Below are 15,099 nucleotides of genomic sequence, written 5' to 3'. Positions count from 1 at the left end.
AGAGCCCGTCGGCCCCGCCTCCGGCTCCTCCTCGCCGCACTGATGCTCGCCCTCGCGTCGGCCGCGCCGACGCTCGCCACCGCGGCCGAGGCGTCACCGGCCGGGGCGGCGGCCCCCGCCCGGGGCGCCGAGGTCGTCGCGGTCACCCGGGTCGCCGACCGGCAGGTGGACCTGTCGGTCCGCTCACCGGCCCTCGGCGGCCGCACCGTCGACGTACGACTGCTCACCCCCGAGGGCTGGACCCCGGGCGATCGGAGCCGCCACTGGCCGACGCTCTGGCTGCTGCACGGCTGCTGCGGGGACTACACCTCGTGGACCGCCCGGACCGACGTCGCGCGGATCGACAGCCTGCGCGACGTCCTCGTGGTCATGCCGGAGGGCGGCTGGAACGGCTGGTACAGCGACTGGTGGAACTACGGGCGGGGCGGCGACCCGGCGTGGGAGACCTTCCACACCGGGGAACTGCGCCGGCTCCTGGAACGCGACTGGGGAGCGGGCAGCACCCGCGCCGTGGCGGGACTCTCCATGGGCGGTCAGGGAGCCCTGCTGTACGCGGCCCGGCACCCCGGGATGTTCAGGGCGGCCGCGTCGTACTCCGGGTCCGTGCACCCGCTGCTCGACGACGAGTCCACGCAGCGCATCCTCGGATTCTTCGCGGGCCAGGGCAACGACCCGCTGCGGGTCTGGGGCGACCCGGTCGCACAACGCGACGTCTGGGCGGCCCACGACCCGTTCCACCTGGCCAGGAACCTGGCCCGGACGCCCCTCTTCCTGTCGTCCGGCGACGGCACCACCGGCCCCCTGGACCCGCCCGGCAGCACCAGCGAGCTGGAGGCGGACTTCCACCGGCAGAACCAGGCGCTCGCGGCCCGGCTGAAGCGCGCGGGCGCCAAGCACGTCGTCACCGACTTCTACGGACCGGGCACCCACAGCTGGCCCTACTGGCAGCGCGAGCTGCACTCCTCGCTGCCGATGCTGCTCCGGGCCCTGCGGACCGAGGGCTGATCCGGCCGGCGCAGGGACCGGGGGCGGTAGCGTGCGGCCGGTGACCCTCGCACTGCTGCACACCTCACCGGTCCACGTACCGGTCTTCGACACCCTCCGGGACACCGACCACCCCGGGCTCGTCCTGCGCCACCTGGTACGGGAGGAACTCCTCGACCGGGCCCGGGAGGCCGGCCCCGAAGCGGTGGCGGAGGAGATCGGGGCGCTGCTCACCGGGGCCGTCGCGGACGGGGCCCGTGCCGTGCTCTGCACCTGCTCGACGATCGGCGCCGTCGCCGAGGCGTGGTCGCCCCTGCTCGGCGTCCCCGTGCTCCGGGTCGACCGTCCGATGGCGGCCGCCGCCGTGGCCCGGGACCGGGTGGTGGTGCTCGCGGCCGTGCACAGCACGCTGGCACCGACCCTCGCGCTGCTCGCCGAGGAGGCGGGGGACCGGCCCGTCGAGGTGCGCGCCGAGGTGGTGGACGGCGCCTGGGAGCGGTTCGGGGCCGGTGACCGCGAGGGCTACCTGGACCTGGTGGCGGGCGCGGTGGACGCGGTGGAGGACGCCGAGGTGATCGTGCTCGCCCAGGCGTCCATGGCCGGGGCGGCCGCCCGGACGGCCACCCGGGTGCCGGTGCTCGCCAGCCCCCGGCCGGGACTGGCCGCCGCGGCCGCCGCCGTGGCCCGGGGCCGGGCATCCTGAACCCGCACGGGCGGACCCACCGGGCGCGCCCGGCCGCCCCGGGGGACGGTGGAGGGAGACGGGACGTACGACGCGACCACGTGATCCCCTCGGAGGACCCGATGACCAACCCGTACCCCGACCCGGTGCCGCCCGCGCCCACCCCCGGGCCGATGCCCGGACCGCCGGCGCCGCTGCCCGAGCCGCCGCAGCCGCCCCCGGGTCCGGTGCCTCCGGGCCCCTCGCCCGACCCGATCCCGCAGCCCCCGGAGCCCCGTCCCGAGCCCGCCCCGCAGTAGGGCGGTCGTGCCGGATCAGGGCCGGGGGCGGACGGGGGCCGGGCCCAGGGTGGTGGTGCCGGGGGAGGAGCGGTGGCCGAGCCCGGTCCGGTAGGCGTCCATGGCCGCCTCCGTCCGGCCCGTACGGCGCAGCAGGTCGCCCAGGAGCCGGCAGATGTCCGCGAGGTCCCCGGCGGCCCCGGCCCGCTCCAGCAGGGCCAGCGCGGTGACGTAGTGCTCCTCGGCGGCCTCCGGGTCGCCCTGCTCCTCGTGGATCAGCCCGAGCAGCCGGTGAGCCCCGCCCGCGTGCACCGAGCCCCGCTCCGGGTGCAGCTCGCCCAGGAGCCGGAGGAGCAGCTCCCGGGCCTCCCCGGCCCTGCCCCGGCGGCGCAGCACATCGGCCAGCTCCACCTCGACCTGCGCCGTGTACAGCCGGGCCCGCTTGGACGCCAGCATGGCGCGGGCGGCGCGCAGCTCGCTCTCGGCGCCCGGCAGGTCCCCGTCCTGAGCGCGGACGTAGCCGCGCATCCAGTGGCAGTGCGCGAGCTCGGTGCGGATCTGGAGCTGCTGGTAGATCTCGGCGGCCCGGGCCAGTGAGGCGTCGGCCTCGGCGGTGCGGCCCGCCGCGATGAGGGTCCGGGCGACGCTGCGGTGCAGCCCGGCGACCAGCTCCGGATCGGCGACCCGCGGGGCGAGGGCCAGCGCCAGCTCGCCCGCCTGGGCGGCGCGGGCATGCGCGCCCATGTCCATGTACGGGGCGATCGCGGCCGTGTACAGCAGCAGGAGCGCGCCGGGATCCTGGAGCCCCGAGGCGTTCAGCTCGTCGATGGCGCTCTCCAGCAGATAGCAGGCGTAGCGCAGTTCGCCCGCCAGGAGATGGGCGACGGCCCGGCCCCGGACCGCCGGGGCGCGGCGGGGCAGCGGGGCGTCGGCGAGCAGCAGCTCCGCGGCCTCGAAGTGCTCACGGGCCACGGGCAGTTCGCCCGTCTCCAGCGCGCAGTGGCCGAGGCCGAGCAGGGCCGTGGCGCGCTCCTCGTCGAGTCCGTGCCGGGCGGCCTCGTCGAGCAGATCGGCGTAGTCGGCGGCGGCGTCCTCGGCGGCGCCGGTGGCCAGGGTCCGCTGGGCCTCGACCAGCCGCAGCCGCAGCGCGGTCGCCAGATGGGCCGGCCGCCCCGTCGCCAGCTCCTCGTACGTGACGCCGAGCCGGTCCGCGAGATGGCGCAGGGCCGTCTCGGAGGGGCGCACCCGGCCCGCCTCCACCGTGGACACATAGGCCGAGGTGTACGACGGCTCCGAGAGTTGACGCTGCGTCAATCCTCTTTCGTTGCGCAGACGTTGGACGCGTCGACCGAGAGGCTCGGGGTCCTCCTCCGGCGCCGCTCCCCGTCCCGCCGTGTTCTTCGCGCCCATCGCGCCGCCCCCTTCGCCCGCGTGTGCCGCGCCGGAACGCGGTCCACGCATCGTAAATGCCCGGATACGACCCCCGGGCGCCGGACACCGGGCCTTGTTCGAAGGTTCGTTCGCCTCTAGGTTAAGCGTCGCATCAACTCGACTTAACCCATGGGTTACACGTTGGCCGTGCCCTGGAAGTCGCTCCGGACCAGAAGGAGTTGTCCATGCGGATACGCCCCCACGCGCGTCGAACGGCAGGAGTGACGGCGGGGCTCGCCCTCGCCGCCCTCTTGGCGGCGACCGCCGTCACCGCCCCGGCCTCGGCCGCCCCCACCGGCACCGGCGACGGCCGCCGGGTGGCGGCCGAGTACTTCCCCGACCCCGGCGGAGCCGGCCGGACCACCGAGGTCCCGGCCACCGCCCCGGCCCGCGCCACCGCCGCCCCGCTGAGCGCCGCCGAGGCCGCCGCCGACGGCACGGTGGGCGAACAGGCGGTGACCGGCCCGACCGACGACCGTCTGGACGTCGTGATCATCGGCGACGGCTACACGGCCGGCCAGCAGGACGACTTCCACGCCGACGCCGCCGCCAAGTGGGCCGACATCACGGCCCTGGAGCCCTACCGGAGCTACCAGGACCTCTTCAACGTATGGACCGTCGACGCGGTCTCCGCCGAATCCGGGATCAGCGGCGACCCCGACCCCGGCACCGTCCGGAACACCGCCCTCGGCAGCGGTTTCTGGTGCTCCGACATCGAGCGGCTGATCTGCGCGGACATCGACAAGGTGGCCGCGTACGCCGCGAAGGCACCGGCCGCCGACCTCGTGGTCGTCATCGCCAACTCCGCCAAGTACGGCGGCGCCGGCTACTCCGGACTCCAGGCCGAGGGCTACCCCTTCAACGGGGTCTCCACCCTCTCCTCCGACCATCCCGCGTCCGGGATGATCGCCGCCCACGAGATCGGCCATTCGGTGGGCCTGCTCGACGACGAGTACACCTACGACGAGTACGGGACCTGGACCGGCGGCGAGCCCGGAGGCATCAACTCCACCACGTACACCGCCGGCCAACTCACGCAGAAGCAGGCGAAGTGGTACCGCTGGCTCGGCCAGGCGGACCCGGCGGGCGGCACCGTCGGCACGTACGAGGGCAGCGCCTACTACCCGTCCGGCCTCTACCGCCCCACCGCGTCCTCGATCATGCGCGAGCTCGGCAACACCGAGTTCAACCTGCCGGGCCGCGAGGCGATGATCGCCGGGTTCTACCGCGCGGGCAAGGCCCTGACCAGCACCGTCGACACCGGCACCGCCCTCGCCCCCGGCCACCGCATCACCGTGCGCACCACCGGCACCGCACCCCGCGCCCACCGTCCGGGCACCCCGGCCGGCCTCGCCCGCACCGAACTGCGCTGGTTCGTGGACGGCGTCGAGCGGACCGCCGCCCGAGGGCGCACCGCCGTCACCCCCGCCTCGCTCGGCGTCCGCCCGGACGGCCGCGGCCACCGGGTGACCGCACGGGCCGTCGACCGCACCGACGCCATCCGCGACCCCGCCGTCCGCGCCCTCGCCACCACCACCCTGACCTGGGACGTCAAGGCGTCCGGACACCGGAGGAAGTGACCGGCGCTCAGGCGACGATCGGGACCACGGCCTCCGGCGTCAGCATCCGGAAGGTGAACGCCTGATGGAAGTAGAGCCGGATGCTCGTCGCGTCGTGGTCCTGATAGCCGATGGACAGGTCCTGCCCGAGGCACAGTTCGAAGTCGCCGCCCCGGGTGGACAGCAGCACCCCGCCCGTGACGGAGGGCGCCCACAGGATCTGGTCGTCGAGGAGCCTGCCCAGATGGGTGGCGACCGGATACCCGTGGTCCGAGGTCTCGGTGGCCTCGGTGAAGGCGTCCGCCCCGAGCAGCAGCCGGTACGGTCCGTCGACCCCGGCCAGCCGCAGCCGGGTCAGCGCCTGGCTGACGGTGGCCGGGTAGTCGCGGGCGTCGGCGGGCAGTGTCAGCGGCGTGTGCGAGGACCCGTCCCGCAGCCCGGTGATCCCGGCCGCCGCGTACCCGTCGATGATCGCCATGTCCTCGGCGAACGCACAGGTCCGGGCGGCGTCCTTGACGGGCTGCCAGTCGCTGTCGTCCGAGCCGCGCTCGACGTCGTCCACCGCCGCCCTGGTCACCGTGAACGGCACCCGCCACTCGATGACCGGCACCGAGGTGCGGGCCCGCGCGATGACGTCCGGCGCGGGCGGGTCGATACCGCGCAGATGCCCGTCGCCGATGGCGGCCAGCCCTGGGCCCTCCGGGTCGGTGACGTCCACCACCCGGCGGCCGGCCACATGGCGGCTGAAGGTGCGCCGGGCCTCCTCCTCGATCTGGTCCCAGGTGGCATCGGTGACAGGGGCGAGTTCGCGGTGCAGATTGTTCATCACTGGGCGCTTTCGTGCAGGCTGCCGATGTGCAGCGAACCGTCGGCGGGCCGGTCCGGGGCCGTGACCGGCGCGGACGCGGGCTCCGGCAGGACGGCGGCGGCCGGGGCCGGTGACGGCGGGGGCGGCGGGGCGCCGAGGAAGCCGGCGCTGGGGACGTGGAAGAGCGTGCCGGTGACCGCGGTCGAGAAGTCGAGGATGCGGTCGTGGGTGGCGGGCGGGCTGCCGAGGAACATGTTGCGGAGCATCCGCTCGGTCACCCCCGGGTCGGCGGCGTACCCGATGAAGTACGTGCCGAACTCGCCCTGTTCGAAGCTGCCGAACGGCATGTTGGCGCGCAGGATGTCGCGTTCCGTACCGTCCGGGTCGGTGATGGTGTTCAGGGCGACGTGCGAGTCCGGGGGCTTGGCCTCGTCGGCGAACTCGACGTCGTCCAGCTTGGTGCGGCCGATGACCCGCTCCTGCTCCGTGGTGCTCAGCGCGTTCCAGGCGGTCAGATCGTGCAGGTACTTCTGGACGACGACATAGCTGCCGCCCGCGAACGCCGGGTCCTCGGCGCCGACCAGCGCCGCCGAACGGGCGTCGTCGCCCAGCGGGTTCTCCGTGCCGTCGACGAAACCGAGCAGGTCCCGGTGGTCGAAGTAGCGGAACCCCTGCGTCTCGTCGACGACCCGCACCGCGTCCCCGAGCCGCCCGAGCAGCCGGTTCGCCCAGGCGAAACAGACGTCCATCCGCTCGGCCCGGATGTGGAACAGCAGGTCCCCCGGGGTGGCCGGCGCGTGGTGCCGGGCGCCGCGCAGCTCCTCGAAGGGGTGGAGCAGGGCCGGACGCTCCCCGCTGAACAGCCGGTCCCAGGCGTCGGAGCCGAAACCGGTCACACAGACCAGCCCGGCCTCGGGGTAGCGGAAGTCGATGGAGCGGGCGAAGGCCGCCAGATCCGGCAGCGCCTCGCGCACGGCCGCCTCGCCGCCCGGCTCGATCGTGGCGACCAGGATCAGCGCGGCGCTGGTCAGCGGTGCGACGACGGGCTGGGCCGCGGCCGGCTCCGGGGCGGCGTCGGACATGCGGGACTCCCTGGGCGGCGAGGGCGGACGACGGCGGGAAAGGGACCTGCTGCTACTCGGGAAAGGGACCTGCTGCTACTTACGCACGGGCCCGGCGCCCCCGCACCCCGGGTCGCCCGCCCGGGCGACGCGCCCCGGTCAGCCCACGGCGACCTCGGAGCGGTCACCGCCCCAGAGCGTGTGGAAGGAGCCCGCGCGGTCGGTGCGCCGGTAGGTGTGCGCGCCGAAGAAGTCGCGCTGGGCCTGGGTGAGCGCGGCGGGCAGCCGGTCGGCGCGCAGCCCGTCGTAGTACGAGAGCGCGGCGGCGAACCCCGGCGTCGGCACCCCCTGCCGCACCGCCTCGGCGACCACCGCGCGCCAGTCGTCCTGCGCCGCGCCGATCTCCTCGGCGAACCGCGCGTCGGACAGCAGGCTCGGCAGGTCCGGCCGGGCGTCGTAGGCGGCCCGGATACGGTCCAGGAACGCGGCCCGGATGATGCATCCGGCCCGCCAGATCGACGCCACCGCCCCGAGGTCGATGTCCCAGCCGTACGCCTCGCTGCCCGCCCGGATCTGGTGGAACCCCTGCGTGTACGAGACGATCTTCGACGCGTACAGCGCCTGCTCCACCCGGGCGGCGAAGGCCGCGGCGGCCTCCTCACCGAGCGGGACCGCCGTCGGCCCCGCCAGATGGCGGGCGGCGGCGCGCAGATCCGCGTGCCCGGACAGCGACCGCGCGAAGACGGCCTCGGCGATGCCGGAGACCGGCACTCCGAGATCGAGCGCCGTCTGCACCGTCCAGCGGCCGGTGCCCTTCTGCTCCGCCCGGTCCTCCACGATGTCGACGAAGGGCTTCCCGGTGGCCGCGTCGGTGTGCGCCAGGACCTCGGCGGTGATCTCGATCAGGTACGAGTCGAGACGGCCGGAGTTCCAGCCCCGGAAGGTCTCGGCGATCTTCGCCGGGGAGTAGCCCGCCACGGAGCGCAGCAGGTCGTACGCCTCGGCGATCAGCTGCATGTCCGCGTACTCGATGCCGTTGTGGACCATCTTCACGAAGTGCCCGGCCCCGTCCGGACCGATGTGGGTGGTGCACGGCGTGCCGTCCTCGGCCTTGGCGGCGATCCGCTCCAGCAGCGGCCCCAGCGAGCGGTAGGACTCCTCCGAGCCGCCCGGCATGATGCTCGGCCCGTGCAGCGCGCCCTCCTCACCGCCCGAGATGCCGACCCCGACGAAGTGGATGCCGCGCCCGCGCAGCTCCCGCTCCCGGCGGCGGGTGTCCTCGAAATGCGCGTTGCCGCCGTCGATGATGACGTCGCCCTCCTCCAGCAGCGGGGCGAACTCCTCGATCACCGCGTCGGTCGGCCCACCCGCCTTCACCATGACGACGAGCCGGCGCGGACGCTCCAGCGCCGCGACGAACTCCTCCGCCGTGCGCGCGGGGACGAAGGAGCCCTCGCCGCCGAACTCCGCGACCAGCGACTCGGTCCTGGCCGTGGTCCGGTTGTGCACCGCGACGGTCAACCCGTGGCGGGCGAAGTTGCGCGCGAGGTTGCGGCCCATGACCGCCAGTCCTGTGACGCCGATCTGCGCGGTACCGCTCATGGTGGTGCTCCGCAATCCGTCTGGGGGAGTGCCTGGATCATCGACAGGCCGGAGTCTCCAGTATGGGCAGGGGACGGCCCGACGGCCTGTTCGGCCTCACCCGACCGGACCGGGCTCCCTGTGTATATTCGGCAGATTCCTAGAGGTATTCGGACTGCTCCGGCGGAGGTGGGGATGGCACGCGCGGGTCTCACGACCGAACGCGTCGTGGTGGCGGCGGCGGACCTGGCCGATTCCATCGGCTTCGAGAGGGTCACCCTCTCCGCGCTGGCCCGGGGCTTCGGCGTCAAGGACGCCAGCCTGTACTCGCACGTCAAGAACCTGGACGATCTGCGCACCCGGGTCGCGCTGCTGGCCGCCGGGGAGTTCGTCGACCGGATCACCGACGCCGTCGCCGGACGGGCCGGCAGGGACGCCCTGACCGGCTTCGCCGACGCCTACCGGTCCTTCGCCCTGGAGCACCCCGGGCGCTACGCGGCGACGCAGATGAAGGTCGCCCCCGAGATCGTCGCCGCGTCGTCCGCGTACCACCGCACCATCGAGATCACCGGCGGAATGCTGCGCGCCTACGGCCTGACCGAGCCCGACCTCACGGACGCGGTACGGCTGCTGCGCAGCGCCTTCCACGGCTACTGCGCCCTGGAGGCGAGCGGGGGCTTCGGCGCGCCCCGCGAGGTGAGGGCCTCCTGGGAGCGGTCCGTCGAGGCGCTGCACTTCCTCCTGGAGAACTGGCCGTCCGCGACGGACGGACGGGAGCACGAACACCACTGAGGCCCCTGCCGCGCGAAGCTGGTCCGTTGGTCCGGACATGGCCGGGCGGAGTGTCCTCTTTCTGGGCCATTGGCCCAGTGGATCGGACCTGGTTTGAACCACTAGCCCCCTGGATGCTGGGATAGATCCATCAATGGCGCTGCGGGTTCCCTCCCGGGATCCCCGCGGCGCCTTTTCCATGTCCGCGCCCGTACGGGCGTGAAAGGGGCGGGGCACGTTGTTGAAGAGGGCGTTCGTGGCACCGGACCCGGGGCGGGTACGGCTGCGCTTCGCGAGCCGGGGCGTGCTCGGGATCGGGCTCGCCGTCGCGCTGTGCGGGGCGGCCGGGCATTCACTGGTGGCGGCGATCACCGGTGGCCTGGCCGCGCTGCTCGCCCTGTTCACGGTGACCGACCCGACGGTGCGCGGGCAGGCGGGCACGACGGCGCTGCTGCCCGTCGCCGGACTTCCGGTGCTCGCGCTGGCCGCCGCGCTGCACGACGCACCCCTCGCCCGTGACCTCGCGTTCCTCGCCGTCGTGGGCGCGGGGGTGTACGCGCGGCGGTGGGGGCCGCGCGGGCACGCGCTCGGCGTGTTCGCCTTCATGATGTTCTTCTCCGCGCAGTTCCTGCACACCGTGCCCGGCCAGCTCCCCGAGCTGTACGCCGCCGTGCTGCTGTCGCTGGCCGCGGCCGCCGCCGTACGGTTCGGTGCCTGGTGCTACGAACGGGGACTTCCGGTCCCGGCCGCCGTCCCCTTGCCGACCGGCGGGGCGGGGCTGCGGCGGATCACGACCCGGCAGGCCGTCCAGGCGGCGGTGGGCGCCGGCCTCGCCCTCGCGGTCGGCCAGGCGCTCTCCGGAGAACGGTGGTACTGGGCCGTCGGCGCCACCTGGTGGGTCTTCGTCAACACCACCTCGCGCGGGGAGACGCTGGTCCGCGGGTTCCGGCGGTTCCTCGGCACCGCGCTCGGGATCGTCCTGGGATTCGCCGTCGCCGTACCGCTCCACCACGAGCCGGTGGTCGCCGCCGTGGTCGTCGCGGCCGGAGTCTTCGGGATCTTCTACACCGCCGCCGTCTCCTACACCTGGATGATGCTCGCCGTGACCGTGATGGCCAGCATGCTCTACGGCCTGCTGGGCGTCCTCGACACCGGGCTGCTCGCCCTGCGGGTCGCCGAGACGGCGGTCGGCGCGCTGGGCGCCGCGTTCGCGGTGCTGCTCGTGCTGCCGGTGACCACGCACGCGGTGACCGAGGCCTGGGTCGAGCGGGCGCTGCGCTGCGTGCGCGCGTGCACCGCCGAGACGGCCGCGCGGCTGGCGGGCGACCACACCGCCGACCCGGCGCCGCGCGTCGCCGAACTGGAGGCGATCCTCGGCCGGGTGCGGCTCTCGCTCGCACCCCTTGTGCATCCGCTCCACCCGATGAAGGCCCGCAAGGGCCGCGCCCGGCGGGTGCTCGCGCTGCTCGACGACTGCGCCCGCGAGGTGCGCGGGCTCGCCGTCGCCGCGGCCGACCCGGACGCCTCGCACGACGCGCGGCTGGCCGCCGCGTGCCGACGCGTCGAGGTCGCCGTCGAGGCGCTCACGGAGCAGCCGGTCGGCGCGGTGCGGCGCCCGTCCGCCGTCGTGGCGGAGCCGGTGGCCGGCGGGCCCGTGCTCGCCCATCTCCACGCGCTGGAGCAGGCCCTGCTCGAACTCGCCGTTCCGCTCCGCCGGGCCGCGGGGGTGCCGGTCGGCGCCTGAACCGCACCGGCCGAGGTGCTGGTCTGGACCTTTCCTCCGGCTGCTACCGTCGCCCCGAGAACCGCGGCGGCCGCGTACCGCCGCGACCGGTCGGCGGCAAAGGGGAGAAACGGTGACGGACACTGCGGTGAGCGGCGACGACGTCGTGGTGCGGGCATTCGTCGGGTCGTTCACCTCGGCGGGCGGGCGGGGGGTCACGGCCGTCGCGGTGGACCCGGAGAGCGGGGCGCTGACCGACCTCGGCGCCACGGACGCGGTTCCCGACCCCTCGTACCTCGCCCTGGGGCACGGGCCGGGGCCGGGCGGCCGCACGCTCTACGCGGTCAGCGAGACCGAACACGGCGCGGTGGCCGCCCTGGACATCAGCGCGGACGTCCCCCGGCCGCTCGGCGGGCTCCGCCCGGTGGACGGCGACGGCCCGACCCACCTCGCGCTCGCCGCCGGCCATCTGCTCACCGCCAACTACGGTTCCGGCAGCGTCAGCGTCCTGCCGGTGCGGGCGGACGGCACCCCCGGACCGGTGGCCTCGGTACTGCGGCACACGGGCAGCGGACCGGACCGCGACCGGCAGCTCGCCCCGCACGCCCACCAGGTGCTGCCCGACCCCTCGGGCAACTGGGTGCTCGGCGTGGACCTCGGCACCGACTCGGTACGGGTCTGCGCCCTCGACCCGGCGACCGGGGAGCTGCGCGTGCACGACGAGACCCGGCTGCGGCCGGGCACGGGCCCGCGCCACCTGGCCTTCCACCCCGGGGGCGGCCACGCCTACGTACTGAACGAACTCGTCCCGACCGTCACCGTGTGCCGGTGGAACGCCGCCGCGGGCGCCCTCGAACCGGTCGGGGAGACCTCCGTGCTGCCCGAGGGGGCGGGGGGCGGCGCCGCGCGGACCTACCCCTCGGAGGTGGTCGTCTCCCACGACGGACGGTTCCTCTGGACCGCCAACCGGGGCGACGACACCCTCTCGGTCCTCGCGCTCGACGCCACGGGGGAGCGGGCGACGCTGGTCACCACCGTGGACTGCGGGGGCCACTGGCCGCGCGACCTCGCCCTCGACCCCACCGGGCGCCGCCTGTACGCGGCCAACGAACGCTCCGGCGACGTCAGCTGGTTCGACATCGACCCGGGGACCGGCGTCCCGCGCCGGGCGGGCTCGCTGGCCGTTCCGGCCGCGTCCTGCGTGATCTTCGCCTGACACCCGCGCCGCGCGCACAGCGCGATCGCCGTACGGATCCGGAGAACCGGACCCGTACGGCGATCGCGGACGGACCGGGCCTGCCCGGCGCCGGGTCAGTGCGCCTGGGCACCCTGCGGCGCGGTCGGCGTGATGCCGAGCGTCGTCATGTACATCGAGAGCACGAGCTTGCCGATGGCCGGGTACGCGCCGAGCGGCTCGGCGACCGGGCAGCCGGCCTCCTTCGCTGCGGCGTCCAGCAGCCCCTCGGCCACCTCCGGGCCGACCAGGTACGGGGCCACCGCGAGCTGCACCGAGCCGGAGCCGGTGAGCTGCTCGGCGATCGAGGCGACGGAGCCCTCGACGTCGAGCGCCGCGGCCATCACCGGCACCGCCAGACGGGCGGCCAGCAGCATGCCGGTGATCCCGGCCGCCTGCACGGCCTCGTCGCCCCCGACCGTGGCCAGCACGATGCCGTCCGCGGCGGTCGCCACGGTGAAGAGCCGGGCCCGGTCGGCGCGGGCCAGACCGGCCTCCGAGAGCCGTACGTGCAGTGCTTCGGCGAGCAGCGGGTGCGGGCCGAGCACATCGGTCAGCTCGACCTGCGTACCGCTGTCCATGACGGCCTGTCGTATCCGCCGGATCAGGGAGCTGTCCGGCCCCGCGAGCAGCGGCACGACGACCGCCGACGGACCCTCGGGCTCGGGCATCTCGCGGCCCGCCGCCCGCGCCTGCTCGTAGCGCGCGACGCGCTCGGCGGCGCAGTGCGTGAGGACGGCGCCGAGCGCCGGGTACTCGTCGTCACCGCCGTCGAGGTAGCCGATCCGGGCGTTGAGGCCGGGCAGCTCGGAACGGGCGATGCTGATCACCTCTTCGGCCAGGCCGCGCGTGGCCGGAGAGGGGGTACCGGGAACAGCGAGGACGAGCGCTGCGGCGCCCTCGGGTGCGACCACGGGCTCCGGGCGGCGGTGCCGTCCGGACTGGCGAGGTCGCGGCATTCGTACAGGCAGGCCGGAAGCGGGCCCAGTGGGGGTGCTCATGGCGCCGCATGCTACTGGTTTTGGGTATGCCTCTGTTCGGGGAGGGCCCGGACAGGCGTTATCTGTCCACTTTTATCCGATGAGTGGCTTAACTGGCGACTGTCCCGCTCTGTCGCCGCCTATACGCTCCCCTGTCCAGGCTCTTCACCCGCCACCCGCAGCAGCGTCGGGTGGAGCGGCAGCCGCAGATTCCCGACCGCCAGCGCCCGCGCGATGGACAGAGCGCCGGTCAGCGGATCACCCGATCCGGGGACGGCCCTGGCCTGCGGAACCTGCCGGGACAACTCCTCGCGCAGCGGCACCAGGAGCGGATCGCCCATCCGGAACAGGCCGCCCGTCAGCGCCACTTCGCACGGCTCGCCGTCGGCCCCGGCCGCCGGACAGACCGCCGCGGCCGCCTCCGCGATGTGCGCCGCGGCCTCGCGCAGGATGCCCTCGGCGACCGGATCGTGCCCGGCGCACGCGGCGACCTCGGGCGCGAACGAGGCCAGTACGGCGGGCCGGTCGGTACGCGGATAGAGCAGCGCGGGCAGCCCCGGCGCGGGCCCGAACACCGCCTCCAGCCGGGACAGCAGCGCGGCGGACCCGCCGCGCCGCCCGTCGTGGGCGCGCAACGCCGCGTCCAGCCCGGCCCGGCCGATCCAGGCCCCGCCGCCGCAGTCGCCCAGCAGATGGCCCCAGCCGTCGGCCCGGCGCCAGTCCGTCAGATCCGTGCCCAGCGTGATCATGCCGGTTCCGGCGGCCACGACCGCCCCCGGGCGCTGGCCGACCGCGCCCGCGTACGCCGTCACCGCGTCGGCGGCCAGCGCCAGCCGCCGCACCCCGAGCGCCTGCTCCAGGGCGGCGGGGAGTTCGGTGCGCAGCCGCTCGCCCAGGGTGGCCATACCGGCCGCGCCGATCGCGACGGTGTCCAGCCCGGCGTCCTCCCCGGCGCCGCTCCGCGCCAGCAGGCTCCGGACCGCGGGCAGGAGCTGTTCCAGCAGATGGCCCGCGTCGATCCCGGCGGGCCCGGTGCGGACCGGGGCCCCGCACACCGCCGTCGCCACCGGGGCCGCCGCGTCGGCGGTGCCCAGCGCGATGCGCAGCCCCGAACCCCCCGAGTCCACGCCGAGCACCCGGCGCCCCGGTGCGGCGGTGGCTTCGGGCGACGGCCGCGATGCGCTCATGTCCGGCTCCAGGGAAGGGGGAAGACGAATGACGGCGGCAGCCTATCCCCAGGTCCCGGCGTGCGGACCGGGGGAGCGGCGTTCGCGGACGGAGCTGTCCGTGTACGCCGGTAGAGTGACGTTTCGTGGCACCACGACCGTTGAACGAAGTAGTCGAGCCCGGCTGGGCCGAAGCACTCGCCCCGGTGGCCGGACGCATCGCGGCGATGGGTGATTTCCTGCGCGCCGAAGTGGCGGCCGGGCGCACCTATCTGCCGTCCGGGGCGAACGTGCTGCGCGCGTTCCAGCAGCCCTTCGACGACGTACGCGTCCTGATCGTCGGTCAGGACCCCTATCCGACCCCGGGGATGGCGGTGGGGCTGAGCTTCTCCGTCGCCCCCGAGGTGACGCGGGTCCCGGGCAGCCTGGAGAACATCTTCCAGGAGATGCATACCGACCTCGGGCTCCCGCGTCCGTCGAACGGCGACCTGACGCCCTGGACGCGGCAGGGCGTCCTGCTGCTGAACAGGGCGCTCACCACCGCCCCCCGCAAGCCGGCCGCGCACCGGGGCAAGGGCTGGGAGGAGGTCACCGAGCAGGCGATCCGGGCCCTGGCCGCGCGCGGCAAGCCGCTGGTGTCCGTGCTGTGGGGGCGGGACGCCCGCAATCTCCGGCCGTTCCTCGGCGACTACCCGGCGATCGAGTCCGCCCACCCCTCGCCCATGTCCGCGGACCGGGGCTTCTTCGGCTCGCGCCCGTTCAGCCGCACCAACGAGCTGCTGCTCGGCCAGGGCGCCCAGCCGGTCGACTGGCGGCTGCCGTAGGCGGCGCCGTCCGTACC

14 protein-coding genes are annotated in these 15,099 nt (G+C 74.9%); 8 read left to right on the top strand and 6 right to left on the bottom strand.

What is annotated here, in order from left to right; translation table 11 throughout:
• Positions 1 to 42: 42 nt before the first annotated feature.
• The 3 genes from ACIQGQ_RS34695 to ACIQGQ_RS34685 all read left to right on the top strand — a co-directional run bounded on the left by ACIQGQ_RS34695 (position 43) and on the right by ACIQGQ_RS34685 (position 1,965).
• Positions 43 to 1,005: an alpha/beta hydrolase gene (locus ACIQGQ_RS34695; protein ID WP_402403919.1), complete on the top strand. Its 963-nt coding sequence runs from the start codon at positions 43 to 45 to the stop codon at positions 1,003 to 1,005.
• 40 nt (positions 1,006 to 1,045) lie between these two features.
• A complete protein-coding gene (locus ACIQGQ_RS34690) occupies positions 1,046 to 1,687 on the top strand; it encodes an aspartate/glutamate racemase family protein (RefSeq protein WP_402403864.1) in 642 nt (213 codons plus the stop codon).
• A 101-nt stretch (positions 1,688 to 1,788) separates the two neighbouring features.
• A complete protein-coding gene (locus ACIQGQ_RS34685) occupies positions 1,789 to 1,965 on the top strand; it encodes a hypothetical protein (protein WP_402403862.1) in 177 nt (58 codons plus the stop codon).
• Positions 1,966 to 1,980: 15 nt separating this feature from the next.
• Here ACIQGQ_RS34685 and ACIQGQ_RS34680 read toward each other — a convergent pair whose 3' ends face one another.
• The gene (locus tag ACIQGQ_RS34680; protein WP_402403859.1) at positions 1,981 to 3,354 is read right to left on the bottom strand and encodes a tetratricopeptide repeat protein; all 1,374 of its coding nucleotides are present in this window, start codon (positions 3,352 to 3,354) and stop codon (positions 1,981 to 1,983) included.
• Positions 3,355 to 3,560: 206 nt separating this feature from the next.
• Here ACIQGQ_RS34680 and ACIQGQ_RS34675 point away from each other — a divergent pair, with 206 nt between their 5' ends.
• A complete protein-coding gene (locus ACIQGQ_RS34675) occupies positions 3,561 to 4,955 on the top strand; it encodes a M64 family metallopeptidase (protein WP_402403856.1) in 1,395 nt (464 codons plus the stop codon).
• A 7-nt stretch (positions 4,956 to 4,962) separates the two neighbouring features.
• Here the strand turns inward: ACIQGQ_RS34675 and ACIQGQ_RS34670 are convergent, their stop codons facing one another.
• The 3 genes from ACIQGQ_RS34670 to gndA all read right to left on the bottom strand — a co-directional run bounded on the left by ACIQGQ_RS34670 (position 4,963) and on the right by gndA (position 8,405).
• Positions 4,963 to 5,760, bottom strand: coding sequence for a family 1 encapsulin nanocompartment shell protein (locus tag ACIQGQ_RS34670; protein WP_402403854.1), 798 nt, complete (start codon positions 5,758 to 5,760; stop codon positions 4,963 to 4,965).
• Entirely contained in the window at positions 5,760 to 6,824 is a 1,065-nt protein-coding gene (locus ACIQGQ_RS34665) for a Dyp-type peroxidase (protein WP_402403852.1), read from the bottom strand. Before ACIQGQ_RS34665 ends, ACIQGQ_RS34670 begins: the two co-directional genes overlap by 1 nt.
• A 138-nt stretch (positions 6,825 to 6,962) precedes the next feature.
• Positions 6,963 to 8,405, bottom strand: coding sequence for an NADP-dependent phosphogluconate dehydrogenase (gndA, locus tag ACIQGQ_RS34660; RefSeq protein WP_402403849.1), 1,443 nt, complete (start codon positions 8,403 to 8,405; stop codon positions 6,963 to 6,965).
• A gap of 174 nt (positions 8,406 to 8,579) precedes the next feature.
• Between gndA and ACIQGQ_RS34655 the strand changes: the two genes are divergently transcribed.
• The 3 genes from ACIQGQ_RS34655 to ACIQGQ_RS34645 all read left to right on the top strand — a co-directional run bounded on the left by ACIQGQ_RS34655 (position 8,580) and on the right by ACIQGQ_RS34645 (position 12,094).
• A complete protein-coding gene (locus tag ACIQGQ_RS34655; RefSeq protein WP_402403846.1) occupies positions 8,580 to 9,176 on the top strand; it encodes a TetR/AcrR family transcriptional regulator in 597 nt (198 codons plus the stop codon).
• 217 nt (positions 9,177 to 9,393) lie between these two features.
• On the top strand, positions 9,394 to 10,899 hold the full coding sequence (locus ACIQGQ_RS34650; RefSeq protein ID WP_402403843.1) for an FUSC family protein: 1,506 nt from the start codon (positions 9,394 to 9,396) through the stop codon (positions 10,897 to 10,899).
• Positions 10,900 to 11,011: 112 nt separating this feature from the next.
• The gene (locus ACIQGQ_RS34645) at positions 11,012 to 12,094 is read left to right on the top strand and encodes a lactonase family protein (protein ID WP_402403841.1); all 1,083 of its coding nucleotides are present in this window, start codon (positions 11,012 to 11,014) and stop codon (positions 12,092 to 12,094) included.
• A gap of 95 nt (positions 12,095 to 12,189) precedes the next feature.
• Here ACIQGQ_RS34645 and ACIQGQ_RS34640 read toward each other — a convergent pair whose 3' ends face one another.
• The gene (locus ACIQGQ_RS34640) at positions 12,190 to 13,113 is read right to left on the bottom strand and encodes a sirohydrochlorin chelatase (protein ID WP_402403838.1); all 924 of its coding nucleotides are present in this window, start codon (positions 13,111 to 13,113) and stop codon (positions 12,190 to 12,192) included.
• A gap of 119 nt (positions 13,114 to 13,232) precedes the next feature.
• The gene (locus ACIQGQ_RS34635) at positions 13,233 to 14,279 is read right to left on the bottom strand and encodes an N-acetylglucosamine kinase (protein WP_402403835.1); all 1,047 of its coding nucleotides are present in this window, start codon (positions 14,277 to 14,279) and stop codon (positions 13,233 to 13,235) included.
• A 125-nt stretch (positions 14,280 to 14,404) separates the two neighbouring features.
• Between ACIQGQ_RS34635 and ACIQGQ_RS34630 the strand changes: the two genes are divergently transcribed.
• A complete protein-coding gene (locus ACIQGQ_RS34630; RefSeq protein WP_366299491.1) occupies positions 14,405 to 15,082 on the top strand; it encodes a uracil-DNA glycosylase in 678 nt (225 codons plus the stop codon).
• The last annotated feature ends 17 nt before the right edge of the window (positions 15,083 to 15,099 follow it).

Origin of the sequence: Streptomyces sp. NPDC092952 (assembly GCF_044754785.1) — a bacterium.
GTDB lineage: Bacteria > Actinomycetota > Actinomycetes > Streptomycetales > Streptomycetaceae > Streptomyces.
The sequence above is the reverse complement of the archived record's forward strand: the minus strand, read 5'-3'. Positions and strand labels throughout refer to the sequence as shown.